At 36.5% G+C, this 22,058-nt stretch carries 20 protein-coding genes, 1 pseudogene and 1 other annotated feature; of the genes and pseudogenes, 3 read left to right on the forward strand and 18 right to left on the reverse strand.

Annotated features, from left to right (window positions below):
• Window positions 1-4: 4 nt before the first annotated feature.
• Window positions 5-246: a binding site (T-box leader), on the reverse strand.
• A 218-nt stretch (window positions 247-464) separates the two neighbouring features.
• The gene (locus ACFX4G_RS19415) at window positions 465-1,814 is read right to left on the reverse strand and encodes an FAD-binding oxidoreductase (RefSeq protein WP_377576272.1); all 1,350 of its coding nucleotides are present in this window, start codon (window positions 1,812-1,814) and stop codon (window positions 465-467) included.
• A 238-nt stretch (window positions 1,815-2,052) separates the two neighbouring features.
• On the opposite strand from ACFX4G_RS19415, the gene ACFX4G_RS19420 reads away from it, so the two are divergent.
• Window positions 2,053-3,009 (forward strand): patatin-like phospholipase family protein, encoded by a 957-nt coding sequence (locus ACFX4G_RS19420; RefSeq protein WP_377576275.1) that lies wholly within the window; start codon window positions 2,053-2,055, stop codon window positions 3,007-3,009.
• 345 nt (window positions 3,010-3,354) lie between these two features.
• Here ACFX4G_RS19420 and ACFX4G_RS19425 read toward each other — a convergent pair whose 3' ends face one another.
• The 4 genes from ACFX4G_RS19425 to ACFX4G_RS19445 form a co-directional block, all read right to left on the reverse strand.
• Complete coding sequence (locus tag ACFX4G_RS19425; RefSeq protein ID WP_377576278.1) at window positions 3,355-3,789, reverse strand: SMI1/KNR4 family protein; 435 nt, start codon at window positions 3,787-3,789, stop codon at window positions 3,355-3,357.
• A 641-nt stretch (window positions 3,790-4,430) separates the two neighbouring features.
• Complete coding sequence (locus tag ACFX4G_RS19435; RefSeq protein WP_377576281.1) at window positions 4,431-4,577, reverse strand: hypothetical protein; 147 nt, start codon at window positions 4,575-4,577, stop codon at window positions 4,431-4,433.
• An 86-nt stretch (window positions 4,578-4,663) separates the two neighbouring features.
• Complete coding sequence (locus ACFX4G_RS19440) at window positions 4,664-5,203, reverse strand: SecY-interacting protein Syd (RefSeq protein ID WP_377576284.1); 540 nt, start codon at window positions 5,201-5,203, stop codon at window positions 4,664-4,666.
• Window positions 5,204-5,449: 246 nt separating this feature from the next.
• A complete protein-coding gene (locus ACFX4G_RS19445; protein WP_162214398.1) occupies window positions 5,450-5,896 on the reverse strand; it encodes an SMI1/KNR4 family protein in 447 nt (148 codons plus the stop codon).
• Window positions 5,897-6,091: 195 nt separating this feature from the next.
• Here ACFX4G_RS19445 and ACFX4G_RS19450 point away from each other — a divergent pair.
• Window positions 6,092-6,378 (forward strand): annotated as a pseudogene (locus ACFX4G_RS19450) (IS3 family transposase); the annotation flags it as partial.
• 9 nt (window positions 6,379-6,387) lie between these two features.
• Here ACFX4G_RS19450 and ACFX4G_RS19455 read toward each other — a convergent pair.
• From ACFX4G_RS19455 to ACFX4G_RS19495, 9 genes are all read right to left on the reverse strand, one after another.
• Window positions 6,388-7,538 (reverse strand): IS3 family transposase gene (locus ACFX4G_RS19455; protein ID WP_377576287.1). Its coding sequence is split into 2 segments (ribosomal slippage): window positions 6,388-7,286 and window positions 7,286-7,538, totalling 1,152 coding nucleotides; the frame shifts between segments, so codons are not numbered across the junction.
• Between the two features lie 154 nt (window positions 7,539-7,692).
• Entirely contained in the window at window positions 7,693-8,097 is a 405-nt protein-coding gene (imm48, locus tag ACFX4G_RS19460; protein WP_162214400.1) for an Imm48 family immunity protein, read from the reverse strand.
• A gap of 270 nt (window positions 8,098-8,367) precedes the next feature.
• Window positions 8,368-8,598, reverse strand: a complete 231-nt coding sequence (locus tag ACFX4G_RS19465) for a hypothetical protein (protein ID WP_377576290.1) — start codon at window positions 8,596-8,598, stop codon at window positions 8,368-8,370.
• A 713-nt stretch (window positions 8,599-9,311) separates the two neighbouring features.
• Window positions 9,312-9,791, reverse strand: a complete 480-nt coding sequence (locus tag ACFX4G_RS19470) for an immunity protein YezG family protein (RefSeq protein ID WP_377576293.1) — start codon at window positions 9,789-9,791, stop codon at window positions 9,312-9,314.
• Between the two features lie 5 nt (window positions 9,792-9,796).
• Complete coding sequence (locus tag ACFX4G_RS19475) at window positions 9,797-10,438, reverse strand: DNA/RNA non-specific endonuclease (RefSeq protein WP_377576296.1); 642 nt, start codon at window positions 10,436-10,438, stop codon at window positions 9,797-9,799.
• Between the two features lie 436 nt (window positions 10,439-10,874).
• Window positions 10,875-12,587: a TcaA NTF2-like domain-containing protein gene (locus tag ACFX4G_RS19480; RefSeq protein WP_377576299.1), complete on the reverse strand. Its 1,713-nt coding sequence runs from the start codon at window positions 12,585-12,587 to the stop codon at window positions 10,875-10,877.
• A 79-nt stretch (window positions 12,588-12,666) separates the two neighbouring features.
• Window positions 12,667-13,575: a phosphotransferase gene (locus ACFX4G_RS19485; protein WP_377576302.1), complete on the reverse strand. Its 909-nt coding sequence runs from the start codon at window positions 13,573-13,575 to the stop codon at window positions 12,667-12,669.
• A gap of 174 nt (window positions 13,576-13,749) precedes the next feature.
• Window positions 13,750-14,256 (reverse strand): hypothetical protein, encoded by a 507-nt coding sequence (locus ACFX4G_RS19490; protein WP_377576365.1) that lies wholly within the window; start codon window positions 14,254-14,256, stop codon window positions 13,750-13,752.
• A 51-nt stretch (window positions 14,257-14,307) separates the two neighbouring features.
• Window positions 14,308-15,237 (reverse strand): ADP-ribosylglycohydrolase family protein, encoded by a 930-nt coding sequence (locus ACFX4G_RS19495; protein ID WP_377576305.1) that lies wholly within the window; start codon window positions 15,235-15,237, stop codon window positions 14,308-14,310.
• 191 nt (window positions 15,238-15,428) lie between these two features.
• Here ACFX4G_RS19495 and ACFX4G_RS19500 point away from each other — a divergent pair, with 191 nt between their 5' ends.
• Window positions 15,429-15,995: a DUF6434 domain-containing protein gene (locus ACFX4G_RS19500; protein ID WP_377576307.1), complete on the forward strand. Its 567-nt coding sequence runs from the start codon at window positions 15,429-15,431 to the stop codon at window positions 15,993-15,995.
• Window positions 15,996-16,111: 116 nt separating this feature from the next.
• Here the strand turns inward: ACFX4G_RS19500 and ACFX4G_RS19505 are convergent, their stop codons facing one another.
• From ACFX4G_RS19505 to ACFX4G_RS19520, 4 genes are all read right to left on the reverse strand, one after another.
• A complete protein-coding gene (locus tag ACFX4G_RS19505; RefSeq protein ID WP_013083523.1) occupies window positions 16,112-17,614 on the reverse strand; it encodes a malate:quinone oxidoreductase in 1,503 nt (500 codons plus the stop codon).
• Between the two features lie 1,193 nt (window positions 17,615-18,807).
• Window positions 18,808-19,164 carry an Imm3 family immunity protein gene (locus tag ACFX4G_RS19510; protein ID WP_328241230.1) on the reverse strand — a complete coding sequence of 119 codons (357 nt, stop codon included), beginning with the start codon at window positions 19,162-19,164 and terminating at the stop codon, window positions 18,808-18,810.
• Between the two features lie 21 nt (window positions 19,165-19,185).
• Window positions 19,186-21,576 (reverse strand): T7SS effector LXG polymorphic toxin, encoded by a 2,391-nt coding sequence (locus ACFX4G_RS19515; RefSeq protein WP_377576311.1) that lies wholly within the window; start codon window positions 21,574-21,576, stop codon window positions 19,186-19,188.
• A 205-nt stretch (window positions 21,577-21,781) separates the two neighbouring features.
• Window positions 21,782-22,054 carry a DUF5344 family protein gene (locus tag ACFX4G_RS19520; protein ID WP_377576314.1) on the reverse strand — a complete coding sequence of 91 codons (273 nt, stop codon included), beginning with the start codon at window positions 22,052-22,054 and terminating at the stop codon, window positions 21,782-21,784.
• Window positions 22,055-22,058 lie beyond the last annotated feature (4 nt).

Raw genomic sequence — 22,058 nt, forward strand, 5'->3', positions numbered from 1 at the left:
TATGACTAGGGACGGGTTTTAACCGCGGTACCACCCTGGCTTCTATTGATCCGTTCATCAATAGCACTCAGCAACGTACAATCATACGCGTTCTTTTTAACGGTAGACTACCGTTCAAACTTACTTATCGTTCAGTTTGACTTCTCAGAGAGGATATTCCCCTGCAGCTTGAACACCGGCTTTCAGCTATCACCGGCTCTCTGTGGAACAAACTTGCAGCGTACTGATTCTCTTCAACGAATTTGTGTGCTTTTATTAGTAGCTATTGTATGCGGTTTGGAAGGGAATGTCAATGTTTATGATATTTATGTATGTTTCTTCTTATAATACAGCCGTCTATTGATAAAATAACTGCTTACCACTGTTTGCTGCCTTTTTCACGCTCTTAGAAAAAGGCAATGTACACAAAAAACCACCTTATTTAAGGTGGGTATTATTTGCCTCTACGACTTGAAAGATGATCTTTAAAACCAGTTAACAAATGGCGGGATGCTTTGAGGGAAATGAAATAGATTGCACGGATCATATGCTCGTTTCACTTCTCGAAGCTTTTTAAAATTCTCTCCATAATAAGCTGTCGGCCAATCTCTGATGAACCGGTCCGGCCAGTTCACATAATCTCCAGTTGTATATCTCGATAAAGCATTTCTTAATTCTTCAATCCATCGAATGTTTGCTCGCTCTTCTGAAGGATGGCTCCATGTAGCAAGGTACTCCTGTGCGATAATAGCATCTCTATAATAGAAGGCCGTTTCATTAGAGGCAACTTCCTCCACTGCTCCTCCAAGAGACTGGTGCCAAATACTAGATTTTTCATTCGGAGCATTTTCTAAAAAATGCTTCATTGTTAAAATAGCGTCTTTTGGAAAAGGTTTATTAAGAAAAGAACCTGACCTTTTTCGAGGGGCAGGTTGGTTTCCGCTCGGATCGTCAAAAAATTGTACAGCTTCAATATATGAAACTTCCTTTATTACTACTTTTTTAGGACACCTAACATCTATTAAAGGCTGCAGAAGTTCCTTTAACTTGAATGATGAACCAACGAATTCACCTTGAGCGATAATCTGATTTGCTTCCTTGGATTTTAACTCAATCTCCGAAGTTAAACGCTTATCGGTATTTGTGGCCCAGTGCTGCCATGCATCAAAAGCAGCTTCGAAATCTTCCCATTCCCATGTAATTGAAAAGATTGACACCTTTGAGATAGGCTGCACTTTGAATGTAAGGGACGTAACAATACCAAAGTTTCCGCCTCCGCCTCCACAACAAGCCCAAAAGAGATCACTGTTGTGATTTTTATTTGCCTTAATGAGTTCAACTTCTCTCTGTTCATTTACTATGGCCATTTCAACTTCAAGCAAATTATCACAGGTAAGCCCAAACAACCTTGATAACATCCCAATTCCTCCGCCAAGCACAAGGCCTACAAGACCAACACTGCTTTCCGTACCTGCAGGGATAGTCGTTCCTTTTTCCCATAATTCATTATATACTTTCCCTAGATTAGCTCCTGCTTCTATTTTCGCTGTCATGTCTTTAGAGTTGAACGTGATTCTATCCATTTCACTGACATCAATCACTAATCCACCGTTTACTAATGAAAAATTTTCATAGCTATGCCTACCGCTTCTTATTCGAAATGGGACATGATTTTCCTTTACCCACTTCAATGCATTTACTACATCGTTTGTATTCTGACAAAATACAATTATTCTTGGAAATTTAGGCACACCTAAATTATTATTTGTTCTAGCCTGATCATATTCCGCATCATCAGGTGTAACGATTCGTCCAGTAAGCTTTGTTTCCTCCACGATATAACCCCTTTCTTAATACAGATAAGATGCTATATCCTATGAATTTTCTCCAAAAAAGACACACAGTTTAAAGGAAGGGAACAGAGAATAGAAAACTTACTGGAGGGGTTCCTCGTATACTTATCTGCATAACTTGAATCCTGAAGAATCCGCAAAAGAGATAATCATACCTCTACAACAAATAAAATAAATATATACAGAATACTCTCATGAGATTCGAAAGGAGAAATCACCTTTGACAACATATCGGATTATGACCTTTGATGGAGGCGGTACTTTAGGTGCTTTAAGTTTACAGCTTTTGAATAGATTAGCTCATCAAAATCCCAAGTTAATTAGTGAAACTAATGTTTTTTCAGGAAATTCCATTGGCTCATTCACTGCTCTTGCACTAGCAAGCGGAAGATCACCAGAAGAGACGTTTCAGTTTTTCAAAGATCATATCTTACCGGCGTTCAGCGTTTCCCGACCGGGCGGACCTGTTTTTAACCAACAACTACCCTATTCTGGTTTTATTAAAGCCATACGAACGTTTTTCCCCCGAGACCTTCGTCTTAGAGACTTAAAGAAACGAATTGTTGTGCCATCCTTTCACTTATTTTCACCGGAGCTGAATCGTTGGAATCCTGTGTTATTTCATAATTTTCCTGGTTCTCCCTATCTTAATGAAAAAGCAAGTGACGTAATACTTAGGAGCAGCGCTGCACCCGCAACACAAAGAGCTTATCAAAACTATGTGGATGGGTATACAGTAGCAACTAACACCAGTACAGCTAGTATCGCGTTTGCAGTGGGAAAAGCAAAGCAGCCGTTGGATCAAATTGCCGTATTATCCATCGGAACAGGTGAGCAGCCAACTCAATTAAAAAGAGATACCAAGGGATGGGGAATGGTTAGTGCCGATAACATACGTCCTGAAGATATGGAGGACCTTCCGCCAAATTGGGGAGTACTTTTAGACCGGTCTCCTAATGAACCGTTACTGCCGTTTCTTCAGATTATCTCTGGTGGATCGAGCTATTATGAATCAATGGTTAGCTCTGAGCTTTTAGGCGAACAGTTTTTCCGGTTAAATCCGAGGATTCCTAATTTCTCTAAAACGGATCCTTCAGTGGTGCCCGCTCTTATTTCAATTGCTAATAAAACAAATTTACGACCGGCATTTCAATTTATAGAGAGAAACTGGAATTAATATGACCGTACTTTAGATTAATTTCTTGTTTCTATTTGAAGTATTTAAAATTTTATATAGCAAGATATCCACGCTGGCAGTGTTGTACAATGTATGAATTGGAGTGTTTTTATTTCTCGCTAATTTATTTAAGTACGCTATATTACAGATTATTTTTATTACATTTGAATATAATGTAATTTATATCCTTGGAATGTTTTAGGATTATTCTTCTTAATAATATCTTCCTAAATTAAAAACATTGGCTAAAGCTTAGCCAATGTTTTTAATTTGTCGGGTTCTTTATTTTATCTATCGTTCATTGTTTAATATAAATAAAGCCTTTAATATTCAATAAGTATTGTATCATTCTAAATCAATATAATACTTATCGTTCTCCATGATTTTCTTTAAGAATTCTTCTAAGGAATCTGCGATTTTTATATCATCATAATGAATAGCATTATTTTGTTCTTCACTTATTTCTATTAGTAGCAACGCACTTTCATTAGCCTCAAAAAATATTAATTTGTCCTCCTCCAAATCTTCGTAAACTTCTATATCAGGATAAAATTCAAAATCATTAACTTTTAATCTAGCATCCCTGATAGAAGAAGGCCCCATAATACGATTGATATTATATTCTGATCTTTGGAGGAAGCCATAACCAACCTCTAAAAGAAACTTCCTTAATTCAAAAGGGAACTTCAACCCTAATGTTCCTTCTACCTCTTCAATATCATTTTTACTTACAGGATAAAATTGATTATCTTTTTGATTCTTAACAAAATCGTATCTCATAATTTAGTTATCCCCTTTAAATCATTCCTTAACTGTTGATCCAGAATACAGGTCCATAAAGCCCTTTGTTCGATTGCTTTGAAACCTTTAGCGTTTGGTAAAGAGCATCGCATGATACATGGCTCTCATGCCTTTTGCTGTTTTATAGACCACGCTGCCGCCTTTTAATGAAAGTTTTTGACACCAATATGTTTTGTGTTTCAAAAAGAAATTTTGTTTAGTTTAGCTTCTTTTAATCATTTTAATAAAAATAAAATATTTAAACACACTTATAACTTCCCAATTAATTTTGATAGATTTTCACTAATAACTTCAAATGAATTTCTTTCATAATCTTCTAATTTTACCTCTCCGGTTTCATTATCTACAACTAAAAGTAAACCGTTATCCTATATACTTATACGGGTATTAAAAAGCTAGTTATCATTGGCTTCTTTATAAAGCTCTGTTTCTTGTTTAAAGTCTTTTAATTCTACACCTGGTATAACAGGGTTCAACACTAGATCATACCTATTATAGTTTCCAGCTAACTCTAAAAACCAGTAACAATTATAATATGCCTTAATATCCGGATGCAGATGAACGTTAAGTTCTTTTTCTATATCTTCAAAATTACTCTTAATATCTTTTTTTAAAGGTTTCTAAGATATACAATCTTCTTCATCTTTTTCACCTTCAAAGATAAAATCTTCTGTCCCTTCGATCCATTGAGTCATAGGTAAAGTACCGTTAAAACCTTCCCATTCCTTTAACAGCTTACTAAAGTATATTTCCATTGCTTGTTTCACAGTTAATATTCCTTGAATAAAATGGATACACAATAAAAGTAGGACTCCGAAGAACCCTACCTTATAATAATTTATTCAATAAATTATTATTTCTTCAACTTTATTTCCCCAATTAATTCCTCAAGAGAACTTGCTAATAATTTTAATTCATTTGTTTCATAATCCTCTATATAAATTTTTCCTGTTTCATTATCTACGTTAATTGCCATTTCATCCGGGGAAATAAAACCTATCTGTACATATCTAAATCCCTTACCTTGACTCTCTTCGTAGTTCTTAAGATTTTTAAAATAACTTAATAAATCTTTATCCGGCTCGACAGGTTCAAGGTATATATAATTTGAATGATAAAGCCCCTCTAAGCTTAAAAATAAATAACTATTGAAATAGTCTTTGATTGAGTGATGCAGCGGCATTCTAATTTCAGTCTCAATTGCACTAAAGCTTTCAACATCCTTTTTTTCTACTGGTTTCCAAAAAATATATTCTTCTTCATCAGGCTCACTTAAATATAGCAGTGGATTTATGTCTCCATCCCATGGAGCCTTTGGAAATGTATTATATTTTTCATTCCAATAATCTAGCAGTCCCTCAAAATAATCCGTCATTGTCCCTTTTACACTCATCCTAAGTCTCCTTTATTTAAGCTTACCGACTGAAATTTGCTCGATTTCTCCTTTTAATTTCCTTCTAAAGCTTTTCTCTTGGCGTTTTCTAATAATTAATAGAATAACTTTTTGAAATGTTCATCTTGTTTATACCATAGGTTTTAAAGTTTCAGACATCCCTCTATACATTTAAACATAATAAAAAACCTTGAAAGGTATAGAGCCAATCAAGGGTAAATAACTTAACAACCATATAGATTAATTTTAAAAGTCTTCGTCCCAATTTTCTTTGGCATCAAGAAGTCTATTTGTTAAAAACTCATAAAAGTTATCTGCTCTTTTGCCACTATATCCATCAATTCTGTCCCACGACACAACTACACATTCAGCGTCAATTAGGTTTTCAGTATCTAAACAATATACAAACTCTTCACAGTTTTCAACAACTACGTATTGAATTGGCAATCCAATGTTCCGAAATCTTTCAGTGTTTGTTATTACAGATGGAGTTGCGGATTTCCCCCAGCCAAGTATATCTACTCCAAACAGTCCTCCAGAACCATAATTTTCAAGAAACCAGATATAACTATCCGGAAATTTCACTTTAAGTGCTTTTTCAACTTCTTTAATAATTTCGTCTAAGACTCCTCCAGTAAAATCGTTAATCTTAGAATTGAATTGAATAAATTCACTGATTTCTTTTTGGTTCAAATTATTTCTCTCCTCATTAAAATCCTCTACAATAAGTTCTTTTGAGACCTCTATATAGTGCAGTAGACTATCCAATAAAGTGTATTATATTCTTAAACATATTTATCAATGTATCATAAACCGCTAATCAAAATCTACACTTAACCCAGCTAGTGTTTCTTACGGTAACAGCCTCAGCACTTTCGTATTTAATGATATAGTAATAAAGAAATCCCCTATTCCCTAAATCAACAAGGAATTACACAGAGTATGTCACGAAAATGGAGTTGTTGTGACAATGGTATAGTCGAATCTTCTTTGGAATTATGAAGTCTGAACCTTTTAAGCAATTTGAAAGTGTTGAACATTTTAAAAAGGAATTGAAGAAGTGTACTTACTATAAGCATAGAGGGATCAAAACAAAATTAAAAGGCATGAGTCCAGTCCAATACCGAACTCATGCCCTGCAAGTTGTGGACTTGTCAATATTTATTGGACACTAAGTTAGGCTATTATGATGAATAGGCTTTTTCGTATTTAATAGGGGAAAGATAATGCAGAGAAGAATGCATTCTTTTGGTATTGTAATAGAGCTCTATATATTTAAATACTTCTCTTCGAGCTTGTTCTGGTGTCGTAAATTTGGCACCATGAATGAGCTCTCTTTTTATGGTCTTATAAAAAGATTCCATTAATGCATTATCATAAGGATTTCCTTTTCTACTAACACTTGAAACAGCACCATACTTTTTCAGTATGGCTTGAAAATTACCACCTGTATATTGGGATCCCTGATCTGTATGGATAATTAATCCTGTTGGAGGATGTTCTTTGTTATATCCTTGTAAAAAAGCATCTATCACAAGAGAATCTTTCATCCGTGTACTCATGGACCAACCACTTACTTTTCTCGAGTACATATCCACAAATACCGCAAGGTATAAAGTGCCCTTTTGAGTAGGGATATAGGTAATATCACCGACCCATATTTTATTTCGTCCATCTGTGTGAAAAACTTGATTTAAGAGGTTGGGTCTTTCTATAGAAGGTGATTTTTTATTATAACGCTTATAGCGATACCGACTTCCTTTCGCATACAGGTTCATTTGACGCATCAGTTTTCCTACTCTTTTTCGATTTACCTTGATTCCTTTCTTTTCAAGGGCCTTTGTAATTCTTAAGGATCCATATCGCCCCTTATGTTCCTTAAATATCTCCTGTATTTCCGTACGTAACACTTCATTCTCTAAAGCCCTTTTAGAAGGTTTTCTCTGTAAATATTCATAGTAACCTGATCGTGAGATATTTAATGTTTTACAAGCCTTCTTGATGTTATAGTTGTGTTTATTCTCTTTTAAGAATTGAAATCTTACACATTCTTTTTCTTCAAGAAGACCCGGAACTTTTTTAATAAATCAAGCTCTTTTCTAAGTTCTTCATTCTCACGCTTGAGCTTTTTCATTTCATACTGGAAATTATAAAGTGCGCTTCCACGGCCTGGAAACGCACTTTCCCCATATTCTTCATATTCACTTATCCAACGATATAGCGTATTTGGATGAATAGATAATTCTTTCGCAACCTCTTTTACAAATAGGTTCTCTTCCAGCACTAACTGCACGGCAGCCATTTTAAATTGACGATCATAAACTTTTCTACCCATAAACTGAATCACCTTTTTCTCTTAATTTAGTGTCCAGTTTATCGTACCATCTCCATTGCCTGCCAAAATAACCTGTCTAACTTTATGGGATCACTTCAAAACTTAAGGCTCTTTTCAGATTATAGCTTACTAATATTTAATGGATAAAAGTTCTTTAGGAACCACTTTTAATTATATCTATTATATTATGAATGTTTTCTTTTAATTCTTGATTCCTATTCTCTTTATACTGATGATATGCCTGAATTCCCCTATGAATAATAGCATTCATAGTAGGATGAAACGACTTATCTGTACACTCAATTAAAAAATCAAAAAACTCTGCACTAGCTGGGGGAGAATAAGAAAATACTTCTATAAGTATATTTATGGTAGCTCCCTGAATCTGTATAGCATCTTTTTTCTCTTTAAGAGAATAGCCGTTTATCATACCGAAACAAAATGTCGATACAACTTGTTTTTCTTGTTCATCTAAATTTTCCGGGGGTAATTGACATATTTCTAAAAAATGATTAACCACCTTTTTCATCTCGCTATAATATGCTAAATTACGCTCCATTTTTTCCTCTTAATATACTAATATGTTTCCATTTGGATAATCTCCATCCCATCCACAAGGAATATGACCACTTAAATAGATGTCTAACATACTAGTATAAAAATCTGAATTATAATATTTCTCATATGTAAGCACCATAATGATGTTGATAATATCAAATTTAACAGAATTCACTATATCACTTGATAACCCTAATATGCTTACTTGGCTTTCAATTTTATCAATAACTTTAGGTAGTACCTCTGTCTTAACTTCTCTCACTAATACATTTCAATTTTTATTATACAGCTCCGGTTTATTCTTGGCTAAATAACCCGTTAAAATATTTCTCTCTTCAAGACAAATATTTTCCCATTTCACTCCTTTTACATTCTTATTAACTACTTTTTTATTTGATAAATAAGAATAATTACTTCCTTTTGGAAGATTAGTTTCAACTCCACAGTATTCTAGCCAATTATTAGATGTTATTGCTTCAACTACGGCATTATTTAGTTCCATATAGTTTTCTCCTCTATTTAAGTTTAGGTAAATTAATTCTCCCAGGTATTCTTGGGACAAATTCTAATAATATACTGTTCTCTATCTTTTTTATTTTCTATTTTGGTGGACTTAGTAAGCCGACTATTGTACTGGCTGGCAGAAGTATCTTGTATTTCTCTAACATTTTGAATTATTAAATGTCTATTTTTTAGAAATTCAATAAAATCCACCATACTCTCTCCCCTAGTTATAAATTTTATACGAAAGTTGCATTTTATAGTTAAGACCGTTCTCAATTTAGGACAGTGATTCTTAATATACATCTTATTTAAGGATATATTTTCCTATGTATTTATTATAAACTAGCATTAAACCAAATTGGGTAAAAAATTGTTAGCTGCAATCCATAATAGAATTTTCCAGACCGGCATTAAACTTATCACATGGTCTTGAAGATAAGTTTGCAGATCCCTTATTTGGTACCTATAATCATTGGCATATAAACAATTTCTAATGTTTGTTAGCTATTCCGCGTCATAACCATGTAAAATGTCATCTCTCCTAATTATCGTACTTTTCATTCTATGTAAGTATTACTACATTACTCCATGATGGTACTCCCTTCTTGATCTCTGAATTTCAGATACCATCATTCATCTTGTTTTATGCTTAAATTTCTCACCAAAAACAAAAGCACCTGTTGCCTAAAAGGCAATCAAGTGCTTTATTGTTTACTTTTCTTCAAATTCCTTCATTCTCTCTATTAAATCGAAATCTAGCTGTTCGTTGTTTTGGCTTATATATTTATATTCAAAATACTTAATTCTAGCTGTTGGACCAAATTCACTTTCATGCCAATTTGTATAATCAAAATGTACATTTAATTTTCCTGTATCATTTAATAATAATGTCACTGAAAACCAAGGTTCTTGGTCGTTATCAGTAAAAACTTTTTGGAGTTCAACAGTTAGTTGAAATAATTTATGTAGTTCTTTATTGTAAGCCCTCTTATCTACACTATATAATTTTGGAATATAATGTGAAAAAACGTGTTGCTGCTCACCTTTGGGTGTAAAAAAGAAGAAAACTCCTCCTTCTCCCTTCTTAACTTCACCATTAAAACAGAAATTATCCCATTCAGTTGGAATCATATCGTTAACCTGTTGTGCAATTTCTTTATATAACTTGTTTAATTCTATTTCAAAACTCATCAATATCAGCCTCCGGATTTATTTGCAATCTCACGAATCACTGGGAATTGGCCTTCAATTTCATATTCAACCATAAAGGAATCAGGTCGCATTGAATTTTTAGAATAGATTGGTTCAATGCTAACAGCGACTTTCTTAGGCGGTATCTCTTTCAATGCATTGGTCCACTCAGTCTCCATTTCGTACCAAACTCCACCCCTCCTATTAATTTGACTATTTTGTGGTACAAGATTATCAATATCGGGAGGACCATTAAATTGTGCTCCAATTAAATGTCCGCCATCATCATCTGGTAATCTGTCTTTTCCCCCTACATTTGCTTGAGCATATTTATTTCTATCAGCCTTTTTCAATACAAGTTCAGGAGCATCTACATTTACAATACGTCCAAGTTCATCAGTAGTATATTTGTAGTCATCATTGGTTACATACTTAGTATTTGGAAGTAGTTGTTTCTTACCATTTTTTCCTTTTATTATGTGCTTTCCGAAGTCAATTTCTTTAACTTCGTTGACTATATTACCTTTACCAGTACCCTCAGTCAACTGCCCCTTAGTTTCTTCTACTCCTAAACCTTCTTCCCTTGCTTTAATCGATTCAACCGGCGTTAAAAAGTATATAACTTCAATGTAGAAGAGAATAATCATAGGTATAAATATTTATTTCTAGTTTATATTACGTATAAAAACACTATGCTTCATGGTCAGACTACATTATTCTTAATTGCTTTCTTGTAATTCCACCTAAGTGGAAAGGTAACTTACGGCATACTATCACATCTCAAACTCCTATCATTCTACAAAAGAAAAGCTACATTCACCCCAAAAATGTTGGTCACACTCTGGTCATATTTTGGTCATACACTATAAAAAATCAAGGGAAACTATAGTTCATTTAAATTTTAAAAATCTCCTTGAATCCTTGATATAGAGCTATTTCTGAACATAGTAGAAGACTACAGGAAGTTTCATTTTCCACGCTGGCAGCGTAGCGGTCACCCTAACCTCAATCACACCAACCAACCACAACAACCGCTAGCCCCCAAAAGGAACTAGCGGTTGTTCATAATCTCCTAGAAACCATTCACTCTTCCACCGGCTTCTGCTCATCTGTTAATGTATCAATCTTAGTAATTTGAAGTTTTTCTTTGCCAGCAGCTTTCACATGATAAATTCGTTCTTTCTTAAACTGCGTGCTTGCATCATATGAGTCGGTGAATGTATATACTTCGTTTGTATAAATGTCGTAAGTTCCGTCGTCATGTGATTCTGTCTTTTTCACGAGAAACTGATCGTTAGCAAACGATACGTTTTTGCCGGCGAGTGATGTGATGTAGCTTTTCAGCTGTTTATACACTGGCTGATTCGAGTCGATATAGGGTGCCATCCCACTAAAGTCTCCACTGTTTAAACTTGAAAAGTAAGCAGCTTTATAGGAGATAAAAAAGTTTTCAAGATCCGTTTTGCTTACAGAATCTGGTTTGACATCTTCATTTTTTAACGGCTTCGTGCTGGGCGTTTCTTTTATATCTGAGCTTGTTTCTGCCGTTTGATTGTCATGATTCATATATACAATCGTCATTAATAAGACAAGGACGATAGCGGCTCCTATTAAAATAGGAAAAGTGCGCCGTGATGATTGCTGCTTTTTGAGCACGGGAAAGTCTGCGTAGGATGGCAGTGTAACAGGTTCTATATCTACCTTTAACCGAGCTAACGGCTTTGGCATCTCCGTGCTTTTTATACTATTAAGCGGCTGAAGTGCTAAAAATTCTTCGTAGGTAACAATAAACTCGTTTACTGCTATTCCTTTATACATGCCGTAAATTCGGTTCCACAGTTCTCGACATCGAGTAGCCTTTATATCTTCACTCAGTTCGTTAAAAAATGGTCGTGATTTTTTAATAAAAGCCGCTAACCACGTTTGATGAGCGTCGACTTTGTGGACTGCATGTAGGTCGGTAAGTGATTGCTTTAACTTGGCATGTTCATTTGCATCGTTTTGGCTAATGACTTCCATACTGCGTTGCGTTTCTTTTAGCACAGTAGAAAGACTCTTACTCATTTTTTCTTGCAAGGCATCAAACTGACTGCGAACATCAGGCCAGTGAAGTTCGAGTAACTGTTTTTGTGCAGTCGTGGCTTTTCGAATACTTTCATTTAGCTCATGCTGCTTTGTGCGAAAGGCGGTCGCTTTTTGTTTGGTCACTACTTTATTTTTGCTTAATTGCTTCCACTCCTGCTTTAAGCTCTTATCTTCTTCAAGTACTGTAGCTATCGCTTGTTTTACATGTTCATGCTTTTTTTGAAAGTCAACGAACGCTGACAAATACGTATTCCAGTTTTCCTTCATTTCTTTTAACAATGACGTGTTAGCATGTTTTTCTGTTAGTTGAAAAAAGTCGTTTCTAAACGCTATCATATCCGCTTCAGAAAAAAGTTCTTTTCCGAAAAGCTCTGTCACATTCCTATGTATGCTTGTTAATTGTTCAATCTGTCTCGTATTGCTTTGACGCTTTTTTATGTACTCGGGATAGTCGCTTGAAAGAAACGTCACCATTGTATATTCACTGTTGTTCATGTTGTACTCTGTCCGTTCTTTTTCCAGTTCGTCATACACTTTCTGCAGATGACGTTCTACTATGGAGAGAAATTTTTCTTTGTCCATCCCGTCTACTTCTTCTTTTAGCATGTTTAAAGATTCCGTTTCTTCAATAAGAAATGTTTTTTCTTTATATAGCTGTATCCATGCTTCTAGCAGCTGCGCTGCTGATTTATTCCAGTGGCTTGTATTCATCGTTTGCTTCACCTGTTGTTTTTATTTTTATCCTTTTTTAACTATACAGGAATTTAACAGAAATTCTATTACAGTTTTATTACTCTTGAAAAATCAGGTTCAAGCTTTCTAGAGCCGCTTCTAGCGTTTGTTTGTCTCTTTGATCGTAGCTGTGTGCCACTAAGACTACAGTTGTAAATACAGCTTTCCATTTTGCCAGTCTGTGCGTTTCTTCGCCTACTTTTCCGTATTCCTTAAAAAAACGTGCTCTTCCTTTAGGAGGTAAAAAGCTGTAGGCAATCGCTAGGTCAACTGCCGGGTAACCAATATGAACATCTCCCCAGTCAATGATGCCTGAAACAATGCTGTTTTGATCGACCATCATGTTTTTAATATGAAGATCTCCGTGAACCAGTACGTTTTTTTCTTGATAGTGAATTTCTTGTATGTCATTTACGTAGTCTTCGAGAATCTCTTGTTTTGAATAAAGACTACGCTCTTTCATTTGCTTGACATATTTCTCTAGTGCCGGCTTTCGCTTCATCATATCAAGTCGATTCAGCTCATCAAACGGCACGCCGAACTCTTGGGCTTTTAAATGAGAATAGTGATGTAGCGTACGAAGAAACCTTGCTAGTACAGAAGCAGATTTTATGCGTTCTTCTTCTGTTAATCTTGCAGGCGGAGTTCCTTGCACGTAGTGATAGCCCATAAAAGGCCAAGGATAGCCTGCATTCGGCTTACCGAAAAAAATGGGCTCTGCAATCGATAGAGGCAATTGAGAAGCAAGGCTTGGTAAAAGCCGATTTTCTGTTTTTAATAGTCCTACTGCGAGTTCTCTTCTTGGAAACCTGAAAACAAAGCTGTCGTTTACTTGATAAACCGTATTGTCAAAGCCGTAGCCAAGCAGTGAAATCGCAGCGGGCGCAAGTTCTGGAAACTGCGTCTCGATTAGCGTTTTGGCAAGCGGTGCTGATACGATTTGTTCTGCATCCCATGCGTTTGGCACTGTGATCACCTTTCTTTAACGTGAAGTTTGTATGTAAAGTATACTATAAATAATTTTGCCCATAAAAACCCTCTGACGCAAAGCCAGAGGGTTTCAGTCAATATATAAATAAGATAGTTGCCTTAGAACGGCGCACCCCACTTCTAAGTTAGTAGCCTACGGTACGTTTACTACTTAATACGTACACCAAAATACCTCATCGACCGTTTCTTCAACGTGCTCCACCTTAATAAAGTTCAATAAAAGATCCGTTTGGTCATTTCCTGTATACTCATCTTGGTCAACATTATAAAATTGAATAAGCTCGAGCTTGTACATACCGTTTTTAATATCAATTCTATACTTAGAACAGTTTTCATCAGGCACTAACTGATCTTCAAACTGGGCGGCCATCGTAAGGCAGTCATAATCTACGAGATAAAGCTGATGATTGGTTACATTTATATAACCTGTTGCTTTCCTAAAGTATGTATCTATATCCGACTCTGTTCCAATCTTCACTTCTACGTTCCAGGAGTGTTCAATTCCTTCTTCTGTCATTTGACATACTAGAATATTTCTCTTTTTCATTTCACTGCCGAAATGGTTCAGAAGCTGGTCTAGCTCCCAGTCCTCATCGACAAATGATTGGTACTCTTTTGCGTTTGCCACTCCGATAAAATTGGTATCGCCAAAATCCATAGAAAATTTCATTTTATCTCCTCTGCTCTTTAAAGTAATTTTTATTATCCATTAACATATATCCGCAAACTTCTTACACGCTTTCTCTAACTCTTCTTTTTTAGCAAGCTGACAAACCCACTCTTCAGGAATGCCATCCAGCTGATAATATGATCCTGCCATAGTACCTGTAATAAAGCCTATTGTATCTGTGTCTTCTCCTAAATTCACAGCAGTAAGTACAGCTTCTTTGTAGTCATCGCTTTGAAGAAGAGACCAAACTGACGCTTCTAACGAGCTGACGACGTATCCGGTTGACCCGATTTCCTTTCTCGCTGCGTGCGGCAAGCTTAGGTTTAACACTCGTTCATACGCAGTGAACTCTGCTTCATACTCCGTACCTGTTAACTGCTTTTGACAGAGATTTACCGCGTTTTCATATGCTTCAAAAGGCTCATTGCCGTCAAGAAGACGAATAAGCAGCTCCACGTATATAATGCAGCCAAGCGTAGAGCGCACATGGCGGTGCGTGACGTGAGCAATTCTTTCTATTTCTTCTTTTCTTTTTATAAAGCTAGGTTCCTGACGTAGTGTAAACGCAAGCGGAGCAATACGCATAAGCGCTCCGTTTCCGTTGTCATATTCAGCGCTTCCTCCCCACTCTTCTTTAGGAAGCCCGCTTTTATATCGGCGAATTGCTTCGCTTGTGGCAATGCCAATATCAAACATTTCTCCGTACGGTGTCCAGTAGCCATTCGCCCAATAGCTCTCAAACTTTTGCATCAAATCATATTCATCTTGTTTTTCTAGTAAATTATCAATCAAGCACATCGTCAGAGATGTATCATCTGACCACGTTCCTTTAGGCTGGTTGTATGTACCGTAGCCGGTCATAGCCGTAATCCGAAATGAATCGCGTTTTTTAAACTCAACTGGAACGCCTAAAGCGTCTCCAACAGCTCCTCCTAGAATCGTAGAAAGTACTTTTTTATGTAGCGTCATGCAATCAACTCCTTTCTATTATTGTAATTGTTTGATTTTGGAATTTGCAAGAGATCTCTTGCCTAGATGCTTTTTCTTCTTTATAAAATAGGAAGAAATATAAAGACATCCCTTCATAATTCTCTAAAACAATTGACCAATAAGAACAAGAGTTCTATAATTATTTTTGTAAATATATGGAGGCGAAAACGATGCGACCTGAACTTACAAAAAATTTATCTATCAATAACTTCACGGATTTTTACTGGCTCAAAACCGAGCTGCAGCAATTTTGCCGTGAAAACAATATGAGCCCGTCTGGATCTAAAATGGAACTTTCAAAAAGAATTGAAGTGTTTTTAACAACCAGTGACACTCAACAATCAAAATCACCTTCCAAAAGACGCTCGTCCTCTAAAACGAAAGCTCCGCTAACATTAGATACCGTCATTGGGGAAAATCACCGCTGCAGTCAAGAAGTACGGGCTTTTTTAAAAAAAGCCATTCATCCTACATTTCATTTTTCCACTTATATTCAAAACTACTTTAAAGAAAATGTAGGGAAAACCTATCGAGATGTGGTAAAAGCGTGGCATGAAGAAGAAAAACGAAAAAAGCAGCCTTCTTATCAAAAAGAAATTGCGTCTCAGTTTGAGTACAACCGCTTTATTCGCGATTTTTTTAACGATCCGAAAAACAAAGGAAAAAGCCGCGATGATGCAATTGCGGCGTGGAAGCATTTGAAACTTCAGCCTGGAAGCAATCAATACCTCTCTTAAATCAAACTCTACATAAATAAAGACCATTAAAACACCACCTCAAGAAAAGGTGGTGTTTGTGCACGCCTGTAGATTTCTTCACATACACAGGTGCTGTTTGTTACGGCGTAAAATCTTTAACTATAAACAGACTCTTTTTTAATTAAACCAAGCGTCTGTGAAGTAGACGCATGAATTTCGTTAAAGAAGTCTGGATGATCAACTAACGACATGCCATAGGAAGGAATCATTTCTTTTATTTTTGGCTCCCACTTGTTCATGTTTTCTGGGAAGCATTTTTCCAATACTTCAAGCATAACGTGAACGGCTGTTGACGCACCTGGAGAAGCGCCAAGAAGTGCAGCAACAGAACCATCAGCGGCACTTACAACTTCTGTACCAAACTGAAGCGTTCCTTTTCCTCCGGCTTCCGTGTCTTTGATTACCTGCACACGTTGACCCGCTACGACGATATCCCAGTCTTCGCTTTTCGCGTTCGGGATAAACTCACGCAGTTCTTCTACACGTTTTTCATTTGATAACAGCACTTGCTGAATTAAATATTTTGTTAACGCCATTTCTTTGACGCCTGCTGCTAGCATGGTTAAAATATTATTCGGCTTTACAGAACTGATTAAATCCAGGTTTGAACCTGTTTTTAAGAACTTCGGTGAAAAGCCGGCAAATGGACCAAACAACAGCGTCTTTTTGTTATCAATATAGCGTGTATCAAGGTGCGGAACCGACATTGGCGGAGCTCCGACTTTGGCTTTTCCGTATACTTTTCCGTGATGCTGCGCAATGACTTCAGGATTATTGCATACCATAAATAATCCGCTTACCGGGAATCCCCCAATATGCTTGGATTCAGGAATACCTGTTTTTTGAAGTAAAGGCAAGCTTCCGCCTCCGCCACCGATAAAGATGAACTTTGCCGTGTGGTACTCAACTTTGCCGCTGTCTACATCTGCGACTTTTACTTCCCACATACCGTCACTTTTACGTTTAATATCTTTTACACTTCGTTTGTAATGAACGTGAACCCCTTTATTCTTCAGATGGTCAAACAACATGCGTGTTAAAGCACCGAAGTTTACGTCTGTCCCCGAATCAATTTTAGTTGCGGCAATTGGTTCATTTGACGTGCGCCCCTTCATGATTAGCGGAATCCATTCTTTTAGTTTGTCAGGACTGTCGGAATACTCCATTCCTTGAAACAACGGATTGTTTGACAGCGCTTCAAAACGCTTTTTCAGAAACGATACATTTTTTTCCCCTTGTACCAAACTCATATGCGGAATTGGCATGATAAAGTCTTGCGGATTGCGAATCAACTTGCTGCTTACCAGATAAGACCAAAACTGTCTTGACAGCTGAAACTGCTCGTTAATTCGAATCGCTTTCGTTATATCTATAGATCCATCAGCTTTTTCTGATGTATAGTTTAGTTCGCACAGCGCAGAATGGCCCGTCCCTGCATTATTCCATTCGTTCGAGCTTTCTTCCCCTGCGTCTGCGAGTTTTTCAAATACTTTAATGTCCCATTCAGGTGCTAACTCTTTGAGTAATGACCCCAAAGTTGCGCTCATGACTCCGGCACCAATTAAGATAACGTCTGTTTTTTTCTGTACGTTGCTCATTATAACCTTCCTCATCCCCTATATTTGTAAAAAGATGTAGGCGCTCCTGCTTACGTAGTAAAAAAATTCAGGTGCGACCTAAGAACACACCTTTTTCTGTCTCACTTATAACTATATCACAGTATAATTGTCTGATGATTATAAACTATTCAAAAATGATAAAAAAGTGAGAAAATCGCCCACAAATTCCAAAAAACTTATTAAATTCCGTCTGAATTTTCTTTTATTAGTAAACTTTTATACCTACTTCTAAGTGGCAAAGCATTGATTAACGAAATAACAAACTATTCCAAAAATTCAGCTTAAAAACCAAAATAACTGCCTTGAAAATTTCACCTACTATAACTATACTCACTCGAACGAACAAACAGCACTAGAAATAGAAAAGCCTTCATTCTTTTTGACTAGTTATACGTAGACGTATATATGTATAGAGCACCAGCTCATCCAGGTGCATTTTTAGAAAAATAAGTATATATTGCAATGGCTAATTTTCAGCCCATATTGCAAGTTACAATATCTATGTCATATAACATACCATGAAATAAGTGAATAAGTAAATGATTATTCAGAAATTTATGTTATAAAACCTAACATGTATGTTGACTTTTACATCAAATATAAATTTGAGTATAGGAACATTAATAATACTCAGATTTAAAGCGTATTGATTGATGAACTGAACATTCTCCAATCAACCAACTATTTTTCGGTTGATCCGTTTATTTCATGTATATCACTATTGACAGTATTATTACTGTCAATTCCCTTGTCAAATAGATAGCTCATACCTTAATGAACAACAATTCACGCGTTTTCGAAGCATTATCTTAAAATCATCTAAACAGGTCTATTTTGACATATAACTTGTTTTTTCTCATTGAGATGGCATAGCTAAAATAATATACATAAAATGAAAAAAGCACTTGTAGCCTTTAGTAGACAATCAAGTGCTTTTTGATTCATTTCTAAACGTTTGTCACAAATATCATGCTTAATTGAATAAACTTAGTCAATTTCAGTTCCATAAGTTTAAGACTTCTTCCTTGTAACAATACTTCAAACGTTTGAAGTGTCATCTTGCTTAAGCTCTGCTCATATCTTTCTATTCTACAGTAGTAGATAAAAAATCCCCAATGATACAACCATTACGAATTTTTCACTTTTATATGCTCATCTCTTTATAAGCATTACTATTCTGCTGAAGGATTATAATCTAACTCTGCAGTTTTTAGTCCTTCTATTACTTTATTTATTCGTCTCGATAAGTCTTTTATTTCCTTTACTGTTAGTTCGTCTTCTGCTTCTTTTGGATTAAACATACTTAAACTTTTTGTTATATCTTCAACGTAACCAACGAAAATTTTATCATACGTGATTAAAATCTCTCCTATAGCAACATCTACAATAATATCCTCTATTTTACCTAAGTTATTGAAATCATCTACTATTCTTGCTATCGCATGCCTACGTCCTCTATTTTGAGATAAAAACTCTTTATATACCTCTTGAATTGTTTCAAACAATTCATCGTATGTCCAGTCTTCCATTAACAATCTCTCCATTACTTATTAATTTGGTTTTAGTCTTGCTCCGTTGTTATGTATTACCTCTAATTCAATGTTTTTATATTTTTTTGCAAACTCTGCTATTACTTGGCTACAACTATCACACGTATCTAATTCTGTAAATAACTTAATTCTTCCTTTCGCATCAATATTATCTCCAAGCTGAGAAGCAATATCATTTAATATTTTATACTCTGTATCCGAATCCCTTAAATACATACTTCCTTTTTTGTCTGGTGCTTCTGTTGCTTTAAACGTAGGATTTTGGGGTTGTAAAGAAATATTAGGAACTCTTTCCTTTATACTATCTGTAAACTCATCTATGCTACTTTGGGCAAAAAACTCTGATTTATCAATACCATTGACATCCACTTCTGCTAGAGCAAAGTTCCCAGACTTTTTATACCCACTAGTCAAACTCCCTCTTAGCTCTTTCACTCTATCAATTATATGTGCTTCCGCAGCTGAATCTATTTGTCTCGTTGGATACACTTTTCCCGTACCCTTAGAAACAGCATCCTGATTATAAACGCCTTCAACATTCGCCTTACTACCCGACTCTTCCACTTTCTCCAACGCTTTGGACTGACCTTTCGAAACATTTCCCATCTTATACGTCGTTAACCCATTTAACGCTTCCCCAAAGGTCTTTCCAGGTAACGCCTCTCCTATCCCTACCAGTTGAGGTTGAGGACGTAAAGTCGGTATCTCCGCATCTAGTAAAGGTTTGATCTGCTTTTGAAACGGTTCATACACCTTCTTCGACCAATTGCTTGCTGCTTTTGGGCTGACGACATTTCGCATATCGCTTAATGTTTTGGCTGCTTTATGTGCAGGTACACGCGGAACGTTTGTTACTTTTGGAACAGATTTTACGGCTCCTGCGGGTTTCGCTCCTCCAATGACGCTCGCAAACAGAAACATGCTGTTTTCCCAGTGCTCTTTTGAAAGAGGTTTGTCCGGATTAAGTGCCTGCTGCCCTACATCTAAGAGTCCCATCGTGGCGTGATTGACAAAGTCATACGGTGAATCAAACGATTTTTCCCCTCGTTCATTCAACCCCTCTTTGAAGGAAACAGCTCCATCAAATCCGCCCATCGTTATATAGTTTCCAAAGTCATACAAGGAGTTGTACCGTTTATCTGCTCTCTCTCCCATACCGGCCCAAATGTCTTGTGCTACGCCTTTAGTACCCGTAACTGTACCTTTTGCTAAAGTTATAGCCCCTTCTCCTACGTCCTTGACTACAGCTTTTATACCGGTTTCTTCTTTTTTAGCCACAGGGTTCTCGCAGATTTCTGTAAAGTCAAAGGATTCAGCAGTTTTTTCAGGTGTCACATCTCTAACCTGACCCTGACGCACCACCGACTGCATAAGCATTCCCTCAACGCCCGTAGCGTTTTGAAGAATCTGTTGAGACGTTAGCATGCCCACAGTTGAAGAATCGTTGAGCGCCTGCAGGTATGGACTTTTTTCAAGTTCCACTGCTTGCTCTGCAGGTGACAGTTCCGCTAGTTTTTTCATGTTAGCAGGTGCTGTATCCTGCTGAATTTGCGTTAGCACTTCTCTTATGTAAGGCGAGTTTTTTTCAAGCTTGTGAATTTCTTTTAACTGTTCAGCAGGCGTCATCGCCTGAAGCTGAATCAGTTTTTCAAGGCCTACTTCCTTTATCACTTTCTCTTGTTTTTCTTTTCTTGTCAAGGTTGTTTGAATGCCTTTTTCAAAAACCGAGACGCCTCCTGAATGGGTCATCGCTTTTTTCGCCAACGCACTCAGCTCACTTACATTGCCCGGCTGAATGGAACCATTTTGAAACCCAGCTTTCACTTTAGAAAGCAGCGAGTTTAAAGACGTCAGCTGATCTTGAATGGCTGAAAGGCTTTGCGTTTGCTGTTCGTCAAAACGGACTAAATCGTTCATCGTTTTGTCCGCTTTGTGTTTTGCTTGTTCTACTTCTGTTAAAAAACCTTGATCGTTAAGCGCTGAAACAGAAGCAAGGTGACTGATTTTTTGAATCGCTGCATTCGCTTGATCGACAAGCGAAACGGTTGTATTTCTTGTTTGATTTAAATGCGCAGGAATAGTGTCTTGCAGAAAGGGCTGCGTGATGTAGCCGTCTTCGCTCGGTTCGAATGAGCGCAGCGCATGTATGATTTGAGTTAGTCGAGCTTCATAGGAAGTGAGTAATGAATGATACAGCGTTAAAAAAGAAGCATGTCCCGTTTCGTAAAAAGACCGTATCGCTTCTCCTCCTTTTCCTTTAAACGCATCATCTAAGCTTGAAAATGCCTGAACCTGTGAAATCAGGCCCTGAATTTGTTCTTTTTGACTTTTAATAGAGTCTAAGATAGCTTGAATATTTTCGTGAAAAGCATCGACATCAAGTGTTTTCAATAACCTGTAACCTCCTAGCTGTATCGATGTAGAAAAACAACAAACGTTTAACGAACAATCGCCCGTCATTTTTCTAAACCTAAGCGGACGCTCCTCTTTACAAGGCTTGCATCATCCTCTAAATAAAACCTTTTTATTTTATTTGAATGCTAAATTCATGGTGTTTGAAAGGTTGTTTTTGATAGCTTTATATAAAATATGAACATTATTTAGCGGCGTTTGCAGCTTTTTCATCTGCTTCTTTTATGGACTGCACGGATTTTTTGGTGGCGTTCAAATCATCGAGGAGCGTTTGTTTGTAGTCCACAATTAACGTTTGCAGCTGCTGGTTCAGCTGGTTTAATTCATCGAGCACCGCTAGTTCTTGTCCGCTTCCTACGTGAAACGGAAAAAGCGACTGAAACTGCTGCGCAGAAGCGCTTAGGTCACTAAGCGTTCTATTAATTTCACCATCTATTACTTTAATTTCGTCTGCCATACTG

Source organism: Priestia sp. YIM B13486 (assembly GCF_042787865.1).
GTDB classification, from domain to species: domain Bacteria; phylum Bacillota; class Bacilli; order Bacillales; family Bacillaceae_H; genus Priestia; species Priestia megaterium.

Coding starts and splice junctions, on each gene's coding strand:
- ACFX4G_RS19425 (WP_377576278.1), bottom strand. CDS start 3,789: ATGAGATACGATTTTGTTAAGAATCAAAAAGATAATCAATTTTATCCT.
- ACFX4G_RS19440 (WP_377576284.1), bottom strand. CDS start 5,203: ATGAGTGTAAAAGGGACAATGACGGATTATTTTGAGGGACTGCTAGAT.
- imm48 (WP_162214400.1), bottom strand. CDS start 8,097: ATGGAGCGTAATTTAGCATATTATAGCGAGATGAAAAAGGTGGTTAAT.
- ACFX4G_RS19465 (WP_377576290.1), bottom strand. CDS start 8,598: ATGGAACTAAATAATGCCGTAGTTGAAGCAATAACATCTAATAATTGG.
- ACFX4G_RS19470 (WP_377576293.1), bottom strand. CDS start 9,791: ATGAGTTTTGAAATAGAATTAAACAAGTTATATAAAGAAATTGCACAA.
- ACFX4G_RS19475 (WP_377576296.1), bottom strand. CDS start 10,438: ATGATTATTCTCTTCTACATTGAAGTTATATACTTTTTAACGCCGGTT.
- ACFX4G_RS19480 (WP_377576299.1), bottom strand. CDS start 12,587: ATGAATACAAGCCACTGGAATAAATCAGCAGCGCAGCTGCTAGAAGCA.
- ACFX4G_RS19490 (WP_377576365.1), bottom strand. CDS start 14,256: ATGGATTTTGGCGATACCAATTTTATCGGAGTGGCAAACGCAAAAGAG.
- ACFX4G_RS19495 (WP_377576305.1), bottom strand. CDS start 15,237: ATGACGCTACATAAAAAAGTACTTTCTACGATTCTAGGAGGAGCTGTT.
- ACFX4G_RS19500 (WP_377576307.1), top strand. CDS start 15,429: ATGCGACCTGAACTTACAAAAAATTTATCTATCAATAACTTCACGGAT.
- ACFX4G_RS19505 (WP_013083523.1), bottom strand. CDS start 17,614: ATGAGCAACGTACAGAAAAAAACAGACGTTATCTTAATTGGTGCCGGA.
- ACFX4G_RS19510 (WP_328241230.1), bottom strand. CDS start 19,164: ATGGAAGACTGGACATACGATGAATTGTTTGAAACAATTCAAGAGGTA.
- ACFX4G_RS19520 (WP_377576314.1), bottom strand. CDS start 22,054: ATGGCAGACGAAATTAAAGTAATAGATGGTGAAATTAATAGAACGCTT.